Below are 19,129 nucleotides of genomic sequence, written 5' to 3'. Positions count from 1 at the left end.
TTATCAGGTTTTAATCCTTATTAAGATATTATAAAACATTAACATGAAAGAAAAAAACAAATATACTTATACAGGCCGGCGTGAATTTTTAAGTACCGTAACCAAAGCTGTTGGTACCTCTATGGTGCTGGCGGTTCCGGGTATAAGCCTCGCCGAAAACCTTTGGCTGCCTGAAGCCTCCTATACCGTTAAACAGGTTATTGATATTATTTTAAAAGAAATACCGGGTGCTCCGTTCGAAAGAACCGTCGACCAATTAAGATCAGGTAGTATGGACCAGGTAGTAACTGGCATTGTTACCACTACTTTTCCTACCCTGGAAGTCATTGAAAAAACGGCAAAGGCCGGCGCGAATTTAATTATTGCTCACGAAACTCCATTTTATAACAATAACGACGAAACGGACTGGCTGCAGCAGGACGATGCATTTAAGTACAAAATGGAGCTGCTAAATAAACATAAAATTGCTATTTGGCGCTTTCATGACTACTGGCACCGGCATCGGCCAGATGGCATTGCTATTGGAACCCTAACAAAGTTAGGCTGGGAGAAATACTATGACTCCAATAGTCCCAGAATGATTACCTTACCAAAACCTATGCCGCTGAAATCTATCGTGGCTCTAACTAAGGATAAACTGGGAATTCCCAATGTGCGGGTAGTTGGCAATTTAGATCAGCTTTGCAGTACCGTTTACCTGGCGTTTGGCTACATGGACAGTAAAATGCAGATTGGCGTTATTCAGCAATCCAAACCAGATGTGATTCTGAGCGGCGAAACCCGGGAATGGGAAACGGTAGAACGGGTACGCGATGGGCAATTGATGGGGCAAAAAACTTCCCTGGTGGTTTTAAGCCATGCGGTAAGTGAAGAAGCCGGTATGGAATACGCCGTAAAATGGTTACAACCCAAAGTACCCGGAGTTAAAATAACCCATATTGCAGCCAAAACTCCTTTCAAATACATTTAAGGTAAGTTTAAAAATAATTCTAGGTTAACCCTATATTAACTAAGAGTTAAATTTCTTCCTTAATTATGAAAATAGCCCATAACTCTTTGGTTGTGGGCTATTTTTTTATTATTATTTTGTAATTATTAATTTTATAAAAAAACAACCTTATTTATTGTCTTACAAAACTTTATAAAATTACATGAATCCAAAAGTCGATTTTTATTTTAGTGAGGGCAAAAAATGGCAGGAGGAACTGGAGCAATTAAGAACCATTGTTCTTGCCTGTGAGCTGACAGAAAAATTAAAATGGGGGGTTCCTTGTTACCTATATCAGGATAGGAACTTGGTTTTAATTCATGTTTTTAAAGAATATTGTGCGCTTTTGTTTTTCAAAGGAGCTTTGTTGAAGGATCCCCATCACATTCTAATTCAACAAACAAAGAATACACAGGCAACCAGGCAGATTAGGTTTACCCATGTAAAGGAGATAATTGAAAAAGAATTTATTTTGAAAACTTATATTCAGGAAGCTATTGAGGTTGAAAAAGCTGGTCTGAAAGTTCAATTAAAGGAAGCCTCAGAATTTGAAACGCCGGATGAATTTCAGGATAAATTAACTGAGATGCCGGCCTTACAAACAGCGTTCAAAATGTTAACGCCAGGACGGCAAAGAGCTTATTTACTTTATTTTGCTGCCCCCAAACAATCCAAAACCCGGGAGTCCCGAATTGAAAAGTGTATACCTCAAATACTTATTGGCAAAGGCTTACATGACTAGCTTAGTCAATAAATTAATTAATAAAAAATAAGAATTTAGGAGTAACCCATTATCATAAAAAGACTAATACAAGTAATAGTCATTAAATCAAATAGAAGAAAACAGAGGGAAAGATATGCTTATAAAATTATATTCTTGGTTAACAAGGATGTAATTAATGTTTCAGGCAAAGCTATTACTTGCTTTGGTTATTCAGTTATTACGTAAGGTTGAAAGATTTTTAAAGAAAAAATAAATCAAATTTGGAAAACTATGAACTACCTTGAATTACTATTAGGCACCCTCATTTCAGGATTGTTCGCTTTTGCGCTGACAAAGAATTTAAATCGAAAAGGATTGGGCAACGCAATATTAAGATTTGAAATATTGATAGGACTTATTGCGGGAATTTTCTTGATTTTTAAATCTATTACTTGAGCCTTTGTTCTAAACTTGCTAATAGGATCCAGTTTTGAGCCTAATTAAAACCAACCGGTAAATCTTTGGCTGATTCAACAAGAACCAATAGCAGCGCCAAAATCTATTTCAATTTACTTCTCACTTAGTTACCGGATTTAACTACCTAATTTGCTCAGGAATACAATAAACAAACATCAACAGCCAGCCTTATCTTATAATTTACCAAAAGACGACACTAGGTAGGCAAAATAATTTATAAAAAATTAATCCCTTATTCATGGCAAAACGTTAAATCTATTTAACTTTGAATTACAAAGTACTTTAAAATGAATCAACAGGAAGAACAATTAGCAGCGCTGCACGAGATCCGCAACATAATGGATCGAACTTCGCGGTTTATTTCGCTTAGCGGCCTTTCCGGTATTTCGGCTGGTCTTACGGCTCTTGCCGGGGCGGCAGTTGTAAAATGGTATTTAGGTAAGCATGATATTGCTTATCGCGAAAACTATAGCCTTACCCTAAGCCAGGACGCTATTCAGTTTTTGGTCCTGGTGGCTTTTGTGGTACTGGTAGTGGCGCTGGGATTAGCCTTTTTTTTTACCATCAGAAGAGCTTACAATAACAACCAGCTAACCTGGGACAGTAAATCGCAACGCTTGCTGGTAAACCTGGCTTTACCATTAGCAGCTGGCGGAGTATTTTGCGGCGTGTTGCTTTACCATAATTTATTATACTTAGTAGCGCCTGCTATGCTTGTTTTCTATGGCCTGGCCTTGATAAACGGTAGCAAGTATACCATTAGCGATATCCGGTCTTTGGGTATTTGTGAACTGGTGCTGGGTTTATTGTCAAGTTTTTTTGTGAGTTATGGGCTATTGTCGTGGACGATAGGGTTTGGGGTGCTGCATATTGTGTATGGAGCTCTGGTATATTTTAAATACGAACGATAGACACCTTTTGAAAGCGTATCTTGAAAATATAAATAAAGCCTTTGAAAGCAGGGCGCGATTGGGCATTATGTCGGTACTGATGGTGGAAGAAAGGGTAGATTTTAATACTCTGAAAGAAACGCTGAAGCTAACCGATGGCAACCTGGCTAGTCATTTACGAGCTTTGGAAGAGGCAAAGTATCTGCAAGTGGAAAAGCAGTTTGTAGGCCGAAAACCCCAAACTACTTACCAGGCGACCGAAGCGGGCCGCGAAGCATTTAAAAGTCATCTGGATGCTTTAGAGCAACTTATTTTAAGTAACCGCCAAGGCGATTAATTTTTTTACATTTTTACTTTGCATTTCAAAGTACTTTTAAATAAAACAACTTTTATCTCTAACGTTTTCAATCAATCCTAAAAATCAAAAGCCATGCGTAACGAAATACTATCAAACCTGAACAACGCCAGACAACTTGAGAAGTTGTACCGGGAAAACAAAGCCACCTTTAAGCGGGAATTCAGCACCCTATCTTCTGAGGTAAAAGATAATAATTTGCTTAATTTTTGGAACGAGCGTCTGCAATACGAATCTGACGACATTTCGTGGGGCTCCAGGAAAGAATTCTTGTTTGTGATATTTGCGTCATTAGTGGCCGGATTGTTAGCCAAATTACCTGCCATCCTTTCCATTAGTGAAGAGTTCTTCTATCCCCGCAATATCGGCTTTCTGGTATTCCCGTTTTTAGCCGCTTATTTTACCTGGAAAAATAATTTGGGAGTAAAACAAATTGCTTTTATAGTCGGTGCCCTACTAGCCGGTTCAGTCTATATTAACTTACTGCCCAATAACCCTAATAGTGATACCCTCTTGTTAGCCTGCATCCATTTGCCTTTGCTGCTTTGGGGCATACTAGGCATTTCTTTTACTGGCCATGAGGTTCAAAATTTTAAGAAGCGGCTGGATTACTTACGCTTTAATGGTGACTTGGCCGTCATGACCGCTCTCCTGGTTATTGCTGGAGGAATAATGACGGGTATTACAATTGGTTTATTCTCCCTTATTGGGTTCCAGATTGAACAGTTGTATGCTGAATACGTGGTGGCTTTTGGTTTACCAGCCGTGCCAATAATGGCAACTTACCTTACCCAAACCAATCCTCAACTGGTAAACAAAGTATCGCCGGTAATCGCCAAGATTTTTAGTCCGCTGGTACTGGTCATGCTGGTAATTTATTTAAGTGCCATGATTTTTTCTGGAAAAGATCCCTATAACGATCGGGAATTCCTGTTACTATTCAACCTGCTTTTAATTGGCGTAATGGCTTTAATATTCTTCTCTGTAGCCGAAAGCTCTGCAAAATCAAAATCCCTTTTGGCCGAATGGGTACTTTTGCTATTATCGATAGTAACGGTGGTCGTGAATGGTATTGCGCTGTCTGCTATTTCGTTCCGAATTTCGGAGTGGGGAATTACGCCCAACCGGGTAGCGGTGCTGGGCGGTAATGTTTTAATATTGGTGCATCTGCTTATGGTAACTGTAATGCTGTTTAAAGCTATTACGAAGAAAGCAGCCCTCGGCGAAGTAGGACGAGCCATTGCGTTGTATCTGCCAATTTACTTTATCTGGGCGTTGGTAGTAGTATTTACCTTTCCGCTAATTTTTGAATTCAAATAAAAATATCACCCTCCTTCTCCAGGCAGTAAGAAAGAGAATGCCACTTTAAAAGTTTTTTAATTATAAAATGCAAAAAGTTGAAATGAATAACAAATCAAAAACCATCATGAATATTAAAGTTTTAGTTGGAAATTTAATTAGTTGGTTGATTGGATTCGCTATTTTGGCAATAGGTGCCGTAAATATTTTCTGGGGAAACGACCCTGGTTTTGGTGCTTTTTTACTGCTTCTTGCTTTAATTTATTTCCCGCCAGTAACTGCCATTCTTAAAAGTAGATTCGGCTTTTCTATTAGGCTGGGAGTAAAAATACTGTTGGCCCTGTTTATTGTTTGGGCAGCGTTAGGCGTAGGCGAATTATTTGATAAGATAGACATGATGATGAAGGATTTAAAACACCTCATCTAGGGCTCTTCCCTTACATAGCGGTCATAAAAAGATAGATATGTAAATCTCTTTTTATGATATTTGTACAAGATGGTTTTTCACTAAAAACAAATATTTTACTCCTTTATCACCAATCGGCCAAGAAAATTGGGGCGCTTATCAAAGTTTCGCTCAGAGAAATAAATCTTTTAACTATTAAAATACTTATAAATGAACGTTAGATTTGGTGCTTCTTTATTATCCTGGATTCCTCCTCGCTGGACACCCGAAGGCGGACTTTACGCTATTGAGCAAACTGCCCAAGCCGGATTTGATCTCCTTGAAATTTTGCTTCCGGTTTCAATGGAATTTAATTCGGAAGAAGTGAAAAAGCAATTAAGAAGTAACAGATTAGAGGCGGTATGTAGCTTAAATTTACCATCTAACTGTCACATTCCTTTTTACCCCAAACAAGCCACTTTTTTAATGAAACAGGCACTCGAAAAAACGGCTGCCCTGGAAGTAGATCTTTTATGTGGCGTGCTTCATTCGGGTATTGGAGTGTTTAGCGGAAACGTACTCACACCTGAAGAAGAAAATATAATTTGTGAGGTTTGGGCAGAGGTAGCCAACTATGCCCAAACCTTGGGTATAACCATTGCCATTGAGCCAATAAACCGGTATGAAAGTTATGTTTGTACCAGTGCGGCAGAAACATTGGCTTTAATTAACCGGGTAAATATGCCCAACCTGGCGCTACACCTCGATACCTTCCATATGAATATAGAAGAAAGTAATTTCTATGACCCGGTAATTGCAGCCGGAACTCAACTTAAACATGTGCACATGACGGAAAGTGATCGGGGAATGCTGGGCGAAGGCAACGTACATTGGGATGATTTATTCCGGAGTTTAGTAGCTATTAATTTCAAGGGCAACCTGGTGCTTGAAAACTTTTCTTCTCAGATACCGGGAATGGCTACCGCTGTTTCTCTCTGGCGCTCCTCAAAATACAATGCTCAGGAACTAGCCACTAAAAGTTTAGCCTTTATGCAAAACATGGCAGCCAAATACCCATCTTAAATAATATAAACCTATTCTATTATTAACTGATATTAAGTAAAAGCAGAAAAAATTATAGAGAAAGAGGAGCATCCAGGGGTGTAAGAAATTCTTTATAACCCAAAAGGTCATCATGATTAAAGTCAGCCTTTTGGGTTATTAACCGGTAATGCTTTTATTGCACTATTATAAATTATTATAAATTGTCTAACGGTTGAAACTGAACAATTTTAATAAATATAAAAGCCTTTTGAATTATATGAAAATACTTCACCATTGGTTATATCAAGACTAATAATTTGGGGTACTACCGGCCCTCCTTAAAATTAAGATATCTGGTATACTTAAAGTATCTATTAAGATCAAAAGTGTCATATATAAATTACCCATCGCCATCTATTAAAAGCTGATAGAAATTTGTTAGGAATAGTGAATGCAACACCTAACCCAATTTAAATAGAACACTTGCTTCGCTGTAGACTTTGCATATACGCGGCCTGTACCATTTATAAAAATTGAAAATGAATAAAATATTTAAAATTCTTGGAGCTGTTGTACTCCTTTTGATTGTTTTTGCATTTGGTGCCGGCTTCTATTTTTACCAAACTAATCCAATGGTAAAAGCTATTGTAAACAATGACGAGTCAAAGCTTTATTATTTTCCGGTAAAGGAAATGGAAAGCATGAAGGAAATGAAATATATTGAGAATGTACTTAGAGTAGAAGATTCTTTAAACATTTACACCTATCATTTTATACCACCAACAAAAGAACTTAAAGGAGACATTTTCTTCATCCATGGTGCAGGTGGAAATGTGAGTAGGTACCGTCATTTAATTAAACCACTTCTAGAAAACGGGTTTAGAGTGTATGCTGTCGATTGGCGAGGCTATGGAAATTCAAGTGGAAAGCCTAATTACAAAGGAGTTTTAAAAGATACCGAGACTGCCTTTGCCGACTTTAGGAAAAGAACGCTACAGGATAGCTTAAAAACAATAGTTTACGGAATGTCTCTTGGCGGACAACTTGCCGTGAAAATAACTAAGGATAATCAAAGCGAAATAGACGCGCTCGTTCTTGATGGAAGTATTCAATCTGCTCAACAATTGGCAATAGATTACGCTCCTGTTCAATTTCTAAAAGAAAAAGCAAAAAAGAATCCTGCAGATTTTAATCAGGATTATGTGGCTATTCGTGATATACAAGATATCTATAATACACCAAAGCTGATTATTCACAGCCAGTCAGATCATGATGTTTCCTTTAAACAAGGAGAAAATTTATTTAAAGCTGCTAAGGCGCCAAAAGAATTTTGGATAACGAAAACGGAACACATCATGACGCTAAAGGATCATCCAGACCAGACCGTTCAAAAAATTAATGAATTGATTCAGTAGCTAACCCTATAAAAGCTCTGCTATTTTTATTACTAGTTCAGAAATACCTGCCCATTTGCCGCGTCTGTTTTACCTGCCCATAATCACCTCCTCACTATTATTTATGCGGACCCTTGGGTATCAATAAAGGGTAAAAGCATTTATAATCCTTGCCATATTCAGTGAGGTTGTAGGTTACCCGCATCCTTATTTATGATATATTCCGCAGCTATGATTACCATTAAATGCTTTTAATCTAAATAATAACAATAATTATTATAATCTTTTCTAGAAATCTCCTGCAAAATTAGTTAATTGCGAGTGGCTGTTTAAGTATTTGGCTTTAAGCTACTTCGCAAAAGCCAGATCATCTGTTGGCAAATCTCCGGGCATTCTTAATTTTTCGCTTACCATTTATTTTATTTGAATTTTGCTATTAAATGCCTCCTGACAATTAATAACATAAGATTGTTTTTCAAGATTACATAGCTATCCCATTCATGAAATTAGCCCACCTTGTTTTTCTTTTATTTGCCTTTCTAGCTATTTCTAAAGGCGTTTTTGCGCAAGCTACAAAAGGCGAGATAAAAGGTAAAATAATGGAAGGGACGAGTAAGAAACCGTTGCCTTATACTACGGTGGCGGTTTACCGGGCACAGGACACTACGCTCCTAACCTTCCGGGTAAGCGACGAAAAAGGTAATTTCCGGGTTCCTGGATTGCCTTTGCAAATAAATCTGCGGGTTGTTGCCTCTATGGTCGGGTTTGCCACTTACCGGAAAGAATTTATGCTTACGCCCCAGGAACCCGTTATAGATATTGGCGAAGTAGCAATGGGCGAATCTAATCTTTTGAAAGAAGTAGTGATTACGGCCGAAATTCCGCCCGTGGTGGTTCGGAAAGATACGTTGGAATTTAATGCGGCTTCCTTCAAAACCTTGCCTACTTCTTTGGTAGAAGATTTATTAAGAAAAATGCCCGGTGTCAATGTAGATAGTAACGGTAACATAACAGTAAACGGCAAGGAGGTAAAGAGAATATTAGTTGATGGGAAAGCGTTTTTTGGCTCCGATCCCAAAATTGCCACCCGCAACCTGCCCGCCGATATTATAGATAAAGTGCAGGTAATGAACGATCCCGACGAATTGCGGGAAAATCCTAATTTGCCTGCTAACCAAATTCCGCAGGTCATTAACCTGACGTTTAAAAAAGGAATAAAAAAAGGATTGTTCGGAAAACTATATGCCGGAGGTGGCAGCCGGGAAAGGTACGAATCGGGTGGTATACTTAATATGTTCCGGGATACTACCCAATTAAGTCTGATAGGCTTTTCTAATAACCTGAACCGTCCGGCGTTTGGTTTTGAGGAAATATCCCGGATTGGCGGGTTTAACCGATCCGGCATTACCTCCGGGATGTCGCGGAGCGATGGCGGATTTGCGCTGAATGGTATTTCTTTTGGCGGTACCGGCGAGGGCATCCAGCAAACTTCGGGGGGAGGCGGAAATTTTAATACGGTAACCGGTAAAAATCTGAAAGTAAACCTCATGTACTTTTTTGGGAACATGAATAGCAACTTGTTTCAGCGGAGTAATTCTGAACAATTCATAAACGATAATATTATTAGATCCGGAAGTATCCGGGAGCAGTTTACGAATAGCAATACCCACCGGATACAAGGGCGTTTGGAATGGAAGTTTAACCCGGGTACTATTTTGCAAATAACTCCTCATATTACCTTAAACCAGAACTTTGCTAACCAATTGCGTTCTAACAGCACCGAACAGAATACCCTTGGAAGATTAAACCAAAGTACAAACCAGGAGAAGAATAATAATAACCTTAATAATTACGCAACTATCCTGTTCTTTAATAAAAACTTTAAAAAAGCCGGTAGGACTCTCAACTTCTTTGGTAACTATTATTATGAAGACAATGTAACCGACCAGTACAATAAGGCTACAAATGAATTTTACAGGCCTCAGGTATATACTACCTTCCTGGATCAGCTGCGGATAAATGACCGGCCAAATATATTCGTAAAACAAGCAGGTTATTATTCCGAACCTATAAATAAAACTTTAACAGCTATCATGCGGTTCCGGGCAGAATATATAAAAGATCGGAATGGGGTAAATACTTTCCAACGGGAACCGAACACACCAAATTTTGATGAACCCGTACCCGATCTAACAGATTTTGTGAACCGGCAGGCTTGGCGATGGGCTCTAAACCCTTCCTTGCGGTGGGCCTGGCCCCAGAAAAGAATGGAATTTATGACCAGCCTGGACTTTTATGATGTGCGGGTAAAAAATACTTACCTGCGAAATCCGGAGATAAATCAAAGGTATTTTTATGTATTTCCAGCCTTTAATTTTAACTGGAAAGATTTATCTATAAACTATAGCAACTCCGTGGACGAGCCTCCCGCCGTAGATTTGCAAACGGTGCGCAATAATACCAACCCGTTGTTTTTACAATTAGGCAACCCCAACTTAACGCCTAATATTAATAATATGATTAATATTTTTTACCGCAAGTATAATACACAACGGATGCTGACCTATAATTTTAATATTTCTGGCAGAAGAAGTCAGGATTATTTTATTCAGGAGCGCACCTTAAGTCCGGAGGGAATTCAAACATTACGGCCGGTAAACATAGATGGGGTTTGGGCAGGTAATGTATTCACCGGCATACGCAAGGACTACAAGTTTAACGATAAAAATCAATTCTCTGTCGGGTCAAATCTTTATATGTGGTACAATAGGTCTTTTGTTCTGCTAAATAATGAGAAGAGCGAGTCGAATATCTGGAATCTAACTCCAAGCCTGGATAGCCGGTTGAACCTGGATAATAAGCTGGAGTTTGGCCAGAATTTTTCTGTAACCCGACAGGTTAGTTCTTACGAAAATAACGTTTTTAATAACCAGCAGCTGACTTATTATACCTGGCGATCAGAATTAGTTGTTCGGATGCCTAAAAAGTTGGTTTGGGAAGCAAATATTAATTATCGCAACAACCCTAATGTGCCACCTGGTTTCCAGAAAAGCTTTACATTTCTAAATGCCGGCGTTACTTATTTGTTTATGAAAAATGACCGGGCTCAGCTAAAATTATCGGTTTATGATTTGTTAAACCAAAACGTAGGATTTTACCGCTCCATCCGGGAAAATATTATAGAAGATATTCAAACCACTATATTAAACCGCTACGGTTTGCTCACCTTTACTTATAACATTCGCAATTTTAGCGGTAAAGCAGGTGGAACCAACACCTTATTCAGGTTCTAAACTTATTGACTTACAAGAATTGGTTGAATAGACCCAATTTAATATTTAATATAATTAGGTGAAGCCTGGTTATAATATTCTTTGTTAAAAGGTAATTTAGTGTTTTTTCGGTAGATGACGATCCCATTACCCGCAAATAATTAATTTGAAAGGTCAGCCCTTAATATATTATGATGGCATTATTTTCTTCCTATAAAAATCGTCTTATACAACGGCTGGCCCTGATAATTCTAACAGTTGCTTTTACCCCAAACTTCCTTTATGGCCAAACAGTTATAAGCGGAGAGATTTTAAATAAGAACACTCGGGAGCCTGTTTCTTATGCCAATTTAGGAATAAGAAATTCAAACGTTGGCACCATTTCCAATGAAAACGGTAGCTTTTCTATTGCCATTCCTTCCGGGCTAACAAATGATACCTTAGTTTTTTCGGCTATTGGCTATGAAAGAAAACAATTCCCGGTTGGAAATTTTAGATCAGAAAAAGCATTTACAATATATTTAGAAGAAAAGATTAACCTGCTTTCTACTGTAATCATAACCCCGGGGAAAGAAAAAAAGAAAGTTTTTGAATTAGGGAATAAAGCAATTTTGGGAGGCAATTTAGAAACTGATACTACTTATGCCGGGCGAGCCATCTCTTTATTAATAGAAAATAAAGGGATTAATTTTCAGGGTCTATTATTTCCTGCCTACCTGGAGAAAGCTCGTCTGTATATCCTCCGCAACAATTTAAAGTCTTTTAAATTCCGGGTTCGGGTAAATGAAGTTGATGGCTTAACAGGCCAACCAGGAAATGATCTTTTACAGAAAAGTATTGTTGTTCAATCCTCCATAAAGAAAGGTTGGTTGGAGTTTGATCTTTCCGAATTAAATTTACAAGTGACAAAACCCTTTTTTATTACGTTTGAACAAATAATAGATTTACAAGACAGGGTTGGTATTGCCGATGGATACCGGGAATATATGCACAAACACCCCAAAGAGATTCTTACAGATACCATTGAGTTTGAAGGCAAAAAACAATTACGCCAAACAATTACAAAAAAGGGAATTAATTTGCCTGGTACTTTTATAGCCTATTCAAATTCGGCATTCGGGCTAAAAAACTATGTTACATTTTTAAGGGAGACTAGTTTTAGCCAATGGCAAAAAATGCCTTTTATTGTAACAGCTACCGTTTTTCTAAGTAATTAACGTATTTTAAAAAAGGTTAAAGTTAAATCAGCGAATAAGTTTTCAACCTATAGATGCAAATTTGCATTACGTTCACCAGGACAGGTAATTTTTAATTGGCCGGTAAGGCTTAAGTATATTACCTTCAAAAGCCTTACGGCTCTTTACTTACGTCCTATAAAATAGAAATTTGACAAAATAGAATAATCATAATAAAAAATCTCTTATTTTGTGAGTTGCAAAAACTGGCTTTTACCTGATTGCAATAAATTATACTTGATTTAACTACTTAAAACATTTCATGAGTAACCAGTTATTTATTCCACCTAATTACAAGCCCGTTTTAAATACCACTCGTACTGAGAAAGCCATAAAGCTTACAAAGGATTTATTCGAGAATCAACTTTCTGCTGAATTACGTTTAAGACGGGTCACCGCACCGCTTTTTGTTCTGAAAGGTACCGGCATCAACGATGATTTGAATGGAACGGAACGTCCGGTTAGTTTTCCAATAAAATGTATGCAGGAAACCCGGGCCGAGATTGTACATTCACTTGCCAAATGGAAACGGTGGAATTTAAAGAAGTTGCAGATAACGGAAGGGTTTGGCTTATATACTGATATGAATGCCATTCGGCCAGACGAAGATTTAGATAATATTCACTCTTTGTACGTTGATCAGTGGGATTGGGAACGGGTAATTACCCCCGAAGAAAGAAACCTGAAATTTTTAAAGCGGGTAGTGCGCAAAATTTACTCGGTGATGAAAAGAACAGAGTATCTGCTTTATGAAGAATATCCTGAACTGGTGCCGCAACTACCCGATAACATAACTTTTATTCAAGCCCAGGATCTGCAAGACCAGTACCCCGGTTTAAATTCTAAAGAAAAAGAGGACCGGGCAGCTAAGGAATTCGGGGCCATTTTTGTAATAGGCATTGGCGGCGCTTTGGCAAACGGGGAAAAACACGATGGCCGAGCGCCTGATTATGACGACTGGACCACCCCCTCTGAAGGTAACTATAAAGGACTTAATGGCGACATAGTTGTTTGGAATAATGTATTACAGCGTTCTTTTGAGCTTTCATCCATGGGTATCCGGGTTGATGCACCAGCGCTCCTGAAACAATTAGCCATAGCTAACTCCGAAGACCGGGCAAAATTAATGTGGCACCAAATGCTGCTTAACGGCGAATTACCCCAAACCATAGGCGGTGGCATTGGCCAATCGAGGTTATGTATGTTTTTTCTGCGAAAAGCCCATATTGGGGAGGTTCAATCCAGTATCTGGCCTGAATCTGTTATAGAAGTCTGCGAAAAAAATAATATTCCTTTATTCTGATTTAGCTTAAGAAATTCATGCTAGCTCAGTAAATTGAAATAAATTTCCTTGGACCTAATTATTTTAGCGTAAAAAAAAGAGCTGCATTTGGTAACCAAATGCAGCTCTTTTTTTACCTTTTGGTACAAAGGCCCGCTTATCGGTTCGCCTTTATTTTTGCAGCCCAATCAGTTGCTGATAAATTTGAACCGTCCGGGAAGTTAGGTAAGGTCATAGTTCCTTTCCGGTCCGATTTAATAGTTTGAGCAGCTTGCCACTCCCCGGTTCTGGTATTAAACCACTGGAAAGAATAAGTAGTATTATTTTTCAATCCGCTTAGAGTCGGTAATTCGGCTTTATTTTCTAAATAGATCAACCCAAAATCTTTCTCCGGATTAATCATCATCAGGGACCAGCCATCTAACCCACGGATCGAGCTACCTTTAGCTTTTTGCGGATGGAGGTGCTGGTGGTAAGGGCGCAGTTGCTGGTAACGGTTGCCTTCGGAAAGTATAAATGTTTTCAGGTGCTGCATCTGGTTGCCAGATTCGTATTTCAGGGCATCCCAAATCTGGGGCCGGGCGCCGGCCGGTTCTCCGGTAGAGGTGACATCGTAAGCTGCGGTGCCGTGCACATGCCCGGCTAAACCACCGGAAAGAACAGAACCATACATTTGTGCCCGGGCAAAGTAATTATCCCGATCAGAATTAGGTGGAGGTGTTTCGCCGCCCGGCTTATTTATTTCGTGTTTCCACCCCGTATAATAAGGTTCAAAGTTAATAGCCGGATAGGCCGGTTTCAGGTTGAAGAGGGTATCCATCGGACCATAAAAGCCATGGTCGCGTGGTTTGTTACCAACGCTGTGCATATTAAGCCACGGCACCTTATTTCCGTGCCCAAACGTAGTGAAAGTAGAGTGATCGATCAGGGCGGTGGTTATTTGGCCAAAAGGTGCCGGTCCGTACTTTTTCAGATGGTAAGTCAGGGCTTCATTAAATTCCTGTGCCGTTAAGCTAAAGTCTTTGGGAATCCAGTCGAGGTGAATGCCACTGAATAAAAAATTATTGGCACCATACCGGGAAATCAGATATTGTACATAGCGGGCATAGCTTTCGTTAAATTCGAAATAAGCCTTCCAGGATGGCCCCGCATCCCGACGAATGGTTTCCAGCAAAGGCACAAACCCCTGCTCCGCCATGTACTGCATTTTTTTATCCAGGCTTTGAAAATAAGCCGGGTTTATCCGGTCAAAATCTGAAACACCTTTATGCTTCTCCGACATAGCGAAAGGTAAGTTACCTAACTCGTCGCGCATGTTCTTAGACGTATAAGTACCCCAATAACTCAGACCACCCGAAGCATCAGTTCCCTGACCGGCAGCCACGTCATAACCAAATTTTTCCCAGGCATTGCGGACAAAAACACCGTTTTCATCCTTATAGGTGCTGGGGTTCAGATCAGATTCCCAATTAGGAAAAGCGGCAATCATACTTACGGAGTTAAACCCCTGATTTTTCCGGTAATTAACGGCATCTTCAAAACCAATACCGGGACTTGGTTGGTAGCCATTAGTGGTAGCGGCGTTCCGGAAAGGCAGGCGCCAGGTCGTACCAGCCAACCAGGTATCGCCTACCATAAAAAACGGACTACCATCGGCATATTGTAAGGCATGGCCATTAGGCGTAGCCCGCACAAAACCGCGGCGGTTAGGGTTTTCTTGTTTCTCTTGTTCTGTCCATTCTATGGCCGTAAACTGGCCGGTCTTGTTGGTTAATCCGGCATCTGTACTTTGGTTAGAGCCACTGGTCCATTGCCATTGGCCCGGCCGGGTTGCTACCACCCGCACCTTGAAAATATTATTACCATCCCAAAAGCCATAAACTCGCTTCGAGAATTCAGGGCCTTTTAAATCTACCCATACGGTGACATCCTTATAATAATTAGAATAAGTTTTATCTGCTTTCAGAACTATTTCCTGCATTTCCCAAACATGCGGGTTGGCAGAAGTAGAATTTTGAAAAGCAATAGCCTGCAAACTGATTGACCAAATAATCAGGAGGGCAAGTGCGTGGTGGAGTAAGCTTTTGATATTCATTAAAAACAGTTATAATGGATTTGAAAAGTTTATGGATTGTAAATGTATAAAATGTTGAAAGGAAAAAGATTATAAGAATCAAATTATTCCTATTTTTCCGATCACATTCTAATCTGTAGTAAGTATGCAAATAATAAAGAAAGCTTTTAAAATTTGTTTTTTGTTTCTCCTGGTTACAAAGGTGTGTCAAGCCCAGTTTATAGATAATTTTGATAAAAAGACTTTAAAAGGTTGGTCTGCTTTTACCGGTGACGGCACTGCCACCATGAACTTTGTGCAGCAGGAAGGTGGTTATGCCTCTATTTTAGTAGATGCTACCAAAGATCCGCTTAACATCTGGTATGCTATCACCAAACGAAATGTAGCACCTTTCCTCAATTTAAATAAACTAAAGGGGCCCGACACGGAATTACGGGTAGAGGCCCGGGTGCGCATTTATAATGCCCCCCACCGGGTAAACTTTATGGTTAACACCCAGCGCACAACAGACTTTCATCATGATTTAATGGAGTTTGAATTGCCGGATAATAACTGGCATGTGATCAGTATGACCACCAAAAACTTAGACGCGGTGCCGGGAGACTCCTTGTTCATTCAATTTAACGTTACAGATTTTGGTTATGACAAGTATCAGGTAGATGTTGATTACATTAAAGCCGATATTATTAATGTTAGAAAAGCAGGCCCGGATAAAGGCATCCAAATTCTGTATCATCCTCCCATTCCGGCCCTTACCACCTTTTCCCAACATCTGGAGGTTAAACAGGATGCTTTAATAAATTCTGAATACCCGGAGCTTAACCTGAAGGACTGGCAGGTACGGGAAAAAGAAGGCGATGCCCAGGTACTGACCGTGACAGCAAATCAGTGGGCCATTTTACGGCTGGATCTGGAGCAATATAAAAATGCTAAAGCCGAAGGAGCAGGTTTATTGGAACTTACTACGCAAGCCGTGGCTACCGGCGGAAATTATTTTGATGTATATGGCCAGCAGCTTGGAGAAGAGTTTCCGCGGGTGCGGGTAATTGAAATTTTTGGCGGGCCAGCCGATTGGGACCAGAATAAAGTAAACTACAACAATTTTATGCGGGGAAAGCCTTATGCCGACCTCTTTAATACCCAAATGATTTATGACATAGAGCTGGACAAAACACCCGGGAACAAAAACTTTATTACCATTTCCCAACCTGTTATGCAGCGCTTACTGAATGGCACGACCAAAGGCCTACTTATTCGTCCACTAGGGGCCATCACGGCTTCATTCTATGCTTCAGAACACCAGGCAGGACAAATGGGACCAAAGCTGCATTTCAATGTTAAAAAATAAAAACAGATCAGTCAGAACCAGTTCTCTTAACACAGAAATTGATATATCATTAGCCGACAAGGAAGAAGCTAGCTGAATCAATAAGTTTGTTTCGTATTATCAGCCTCCAGTCCCAAACAAAAGTTATAGTTTAAAATTGAAATTATCTACGTACGCCCTTTGCTTAAAGCCTGATGTCAGCGAATCTTAATAACCGTCGGAAATTTCTAAAATGCGCTACCCTGGCTAGCTTAACGGCTGTGGTAGCGCCAACCGTAGCCTTTAAACCCACTACCTTCCTCCCGGCTTTTTCAAATAAACAGGACCACTTAACAATCTTGTTTCAGGGTGATTCTATTACTGATGGCAATCGGGGCAGAAATACCGATCCTAATCATATTATGGGACATGGATACGCCTTTAGTATTGCCAGCCGGGCCGGCGCTATGTTTCCGGATAAGGCTTTAGCTTTTTATAACCGGGGTATAAGTGGCAATACCATTTCGGATTTGGAGGCGCGCTGGCAACAAGATACCTTAGCGTTAAAACCAGATGTATTAAGTCTTTTAGTTGGCGTGAATGATACCGAACGGGCTATTAAACTAAAGGATGACGAAGCTACTAAAAGATACGAAGCTGGCTACCGAAATTTACTTGATCAGGTAAAAAGCCAGAATGCAGATTGTGTGCTAGTATTATGTGAGCCTTTTATTTCTCCGGTAGGAAGAGTTAAAGCTAACTGGCAGGCCTGGCAAAACGAAATGCAGCAAAAACAGGCGGTGGTACGAAGTTTAGCAAAGGAATACCAGACGATTTTTGTTCCCCTGCAAAAAGTGTTTGACGTCGCCGCTCCACGTGCATCTGCTGATTATTGGGTATGGGATGGTATTCATCCAACAGTAGCTGGCCACGAGCTCATTGTTCAGGAGTGGCTAAAGCAAGTAAGCAAAAAACTACCCCTGTTTAAAAAGGTAGTTTAATTTAATTTTGAATCAGGTTAGATGAATATTTTTAGCGCCTCATAACAAAATAAACATGGGCCTTCCTGAAAGAAGGTAAATTATAAATAACCAAAAAGAATTCTGGTGCTAGTTACTGCCCGGATTTGCGTTACCAACCCAGTCTCCGGGCATAGAAAAGCCCTCCGGCCTTGGAAAGCAAATTATTCGGCAGTAACGCCTAACTTTTGCCTTTCTGTTTTCACCCAATTGATTAAAACATTTTTCTGGTCTTCAGAAAGTTTAGCATCGGTGTGCATGGACAGGTAAGCCGGCAGCGGCATATGACCGTCTTGTACCATTTCTTCTACCTCTTCCAGTTTATGATCCATTTTCTTTTTGTCGTACTGGGCAAAATCAGAGAAATTTAATTCATCCTTTCCTTCCTCTATGTGGTTTTGCAGCCAAAGGCCCACCGGATTTACATGCGCATACCAGGGATAGCGGGTATTATTGGAATGACAATCATAACAAGACGTTTTTAGTATATGCATGACATCCGCAGGTACATTCACAAAATGCGTTACATCCTGCGGTGTTTCGGCCTGACCTTTATTTTGGGCCGGACGAATAAATTGAATAGCTACAAAAATGAAGAGGAGTGCAATCAAGATCTTTTTTTTCATAGTTTACCTTTATTTTTTTGGATAATATACAAAAAAAAGCCGCTACCCCAAGGGCAGCGGCTTTTTTTAAATTTTACTCTTTTTTATTTAGCAGAAGCCATTTTATTAGTACCAGCTACCAACTTTACATCCAATGAAAATGTATCTTCAATGATTTTATCGGCAGCTGTTCCAATAATAGCCGCCCGGTATTTTATATCATATTTCAGACGATCTACTACAACCTTAGCCGTAGCTTCGGCCGCATTCCCATTTATTTTAACAGTTGCCGGAAAGGAAATAGGATGCGTGGTTCCCTTGATTGTTAAATCGCCGGTAATATTATAATTAACCTCGCCTGCTTTTGCTCCGGCTATAGGTGTAGCTTTTGTAATCTTAAAAGTTGAGTTCGGATTTTTTTCAACAGAGAAGAAATCTTCTGATTTTAAATGACCCATTAATTTGGCAGAACCATCATTGTCCGAAATGGTAGTCATTTCCATAATAAAATCGCCCCCAGCAAGCTTATTCCCTTTTACCAGTAAAGAACCACTGGCAATCTTTAAGGTGCCATTGTGCTCCCCCCCTACTTTCTTAGCATTCCAGTTAATGACACTGGCCGATGTATTTACCGGTAAAATAGTACCAGCCGCTTTATTTTCGGTTTTTTTACCCGCCGGATGCGTTGTTTCTCCTACAGAAGGATTAATCAGGACAAGCACTAAAGCAATAGCACTTAAGGTTAATCGGATTGTTTTCATGGGATGATGGTTTTAAAGGCCTTTAATTATTCTGGTACAA

General features: G+C 39.6%; 16 protein-coding genes. 13 read left to right on the top strand and 3 right to left on the bottom strand.

The annotated features are described in order from the left end of the window. Positions 1-43: 43 nt before the first annotated feature. The 11 genes from ADHAQ_RS0116960 (at position 44) to asnA (ending at position 13,345) form a co-directional block, all read left to right on the top strand. Positions 44-970, top strand: a complete 927-nt coding sequence (locus ADHAQ_RS0116960) for a Nif3-like dinuclear metal center hexameric protein (protein WP_026463949.1) — start codon at positions 44-46, stop codon at positions 968-970. Between the two features lie 181 nt (positions 971-1,151). Continuing rightward, positions 1,152-1,730, top strand: a complete 579-nt coding sequence (locus ADHAQ_RS0116955) for a YdeI/OmpD-associated family protein (protein ID WP_026463948.1) — start codon at positions 1,152-1,154, stop codon at positions 1,728-1,730. Positions 1,731-2,455: 725 nt separating this feature from the next. Continuing rightward, positions 2,456-3,079, top strand: coding sequence for a hypothetical protein (locus tag ADHAQ_RS0116950; RefSeq protein WP_026463947.1), 624 nt, complete (start codon positions 2,456-2,458; stop codon positions 3,077-3,079). A gap of 67 nt (positions 3,080-3,146) precedes the next feature. Next, complete coding sequence (locus tag ADHAQ_RS0116945) at positions 3,147-3,395, top strand: winged helix-turn-helix domain-containing protein (RefSeq protein ID WP_425393695.1); 249 nt, start codon at positions 3,147-3,149, stop codon at positions 3,393-3,395. A 93-nt stretch (positions 3,396-3,488) separates the two neighbouring features. Further along, complete coding sequence (locus tag ADHAQ_RS0116940) at positions 3,489-4,733, top strand: DUF4153 domain-containing protein (protein WP_026463945.1); 1,245 nt, start codon at positions 3,489-3,491, stop codon at positions 4,731-4,733. Between the two features lie 67 nt (positions 4,734-4,800). Further along, a complete protein-coding gene (locus tag ADHAQ_RS0116935) occupies positions 4,801-5,139 on the top strand; it encodes a hypothetical protein (protein ID WP_245590630.1) in 339 nt (112 codons plus the stop codon). A 189-nt stretch (positions 5,140-5,328) separates the two neighbouring features. Beyond that, positions 5,329-6,180, top strand: coding sequence for a sugar phosphate isomerase/epimerase family protein (locus ADHAQ_RS0116925; RefSeq protein WP_026463943.1), 852 nt, complete (start codon positions 5,329-5,331; stop codon positions 6,178-6,180). A 500-nt stretch (positions 6,181-6,680) separates the two neighbouring features. Then, on the top strand, positions 6,681-7,556 hold the full coding sequence (locus tag ADHAQ_RS0116920) for an alpha/beta hydrolase (RefSeq protein WP_026463942.1): 876 nt from the start codon (positions 6,681-6,683) through the stop codon (positions 7,554-7,556). A 479-nt stretch (positions 7,557-8,035) separates the two neighbouring features. Further along, positions 8,036-10,828, top strand: a complete 2,793-nt coding sequence (locus ADHAQ_RS0116915) for an outer membrane beta-barrel protein (protein ID WP_026463941.1) — start codon at positions 8,036-8,038, stop codon at positions 10,826-10,828. A 170-nt stretch (positions 10,829-10,998) separates the two neighbouring features. Continuing rightward, the gene (locus tag ADHAQ_RS0116910; RefSeq protein ID WP_026463940.1) at positions 10,999-12,024 is read left to right on the top strand and encodes a carboxypeptidase-like regulatory domain-containing protein; all 1,026 of its coding nucleotides are present in this window, start codon (positions 10,999-11,001) and stop codon (positions 12,022-12,024) included. A 280-nt stretch (positions 12,025-12,304) separates the two neighbouring features. Continuing rightward, positions 12,305-13,345 carry an aspartate--ammonia ligase gene (gene asnA, locus ADHAQ_RS0116905; protein ID WP_026463939.1) on the top strand — a complete coding sequence of 347 codons (1,041 nt, stop codon included), beginning with the start codon at positions 12,305-12,307 and terminating at the stop codon, positions 13,343-13,345. A 136-nt stretch (positions 13,346-13,481) separates the two neighbouring features. Here asnA and ADHAQ_RS0116900 read toward each other — a convergent pair whose 3' ends face one another. Next, complete coding sequence (locus ADHAQ_RS0116900; RefSeq protein ID WP_051359992.1) at positions 13,482-15,419, bottom strand: DUF5060 domain-containing protein; 1,938 nt, start codon at positions 15,417-15,419, stop codon at positions 13,482-13,484. Between the two features lie 124 nt (positions 15,420-15,543). Here ADHAQ_RS0116900 and ADHAQ_RS0116895 point away from each other — a divergent pair, with 124 nt between their 5' ends. Next, positions 15,544-16,746 (top strand): hypothetical protein, encoded by a 1,203-nt coding sequence (locus ADHAQ_RS0116895; protein ID WP_026463937.1) that lies wholly within the window; start codon positions 15,544-15,546, stop codon positions 16,744-16,746. A gap of 173 nt (positions 16,747-16,919) precedes the next feature. Further along, positions 16,920-17,705: an SGNH/GDSL hydrolase family protein gene (locus ADHAQ_RS0116890; RefSeq protein ID WP_084523883.1), complete on the top strand. Its 786-nt coding sequence runs from the start codon at positions 16,920-16,922 to the stop codon at positions 17,703-17,705. A 182-nt stretch (positions 17,706-17,887) separates the two neighbouring features. Here the strand turns inward: ADHAQ_RS0116890 and ADHAQ_RS0116885 are convergent, their stop codons facing one another. Both ADHAQ_RS0116885 and ADHAQ_RS0116880 read right to left on the bottom strand, forming a co-directional pair. After that, positions 17,888-18,349 carry a heme-binding domain-containing protein gene (locus tag ADHAQ_RS0116885; RefSeq protein WP_026463935.1) on the bottom strand — a complete coding sequence of 154 codons (462 nt, stop codon included), beginning with the start codon at positions 18,347-18,349 and terminating at the stop codon, positions 17,888-17,890. 83 nt (positions 18,350-18,432) lie between these two features. Next, on the bottom strand, positions 18,433-19,089 hold the full coding sequence (locus ADHAQ_RS0116880; protein ID WP_026463934.1) for a YceI family protein: 657 nt from the start codon (positions 19,087-19,089) through the stop codon (positions 18,433-18,435). Positions 19,090-19,129: the final 40 nt, after the last annotated feature.

Origin of the sequence: Adhaeribacter aquaticus DSM 16391 (assembly GCF_000473365.1) — a bacterium.
GTDB classification, from domain to species: domain Bacteria; phylum Bacteroidota; class Bacteroidia; order Cytophagales; family Hymenobacteraceae; genus Adhaeribacter; species Adhaeribacter aquaticus.
Note: the sequence above shows the minus strand (reverse complement) of the source record. Positions and strands in the feature narration are given on the sequence as shown.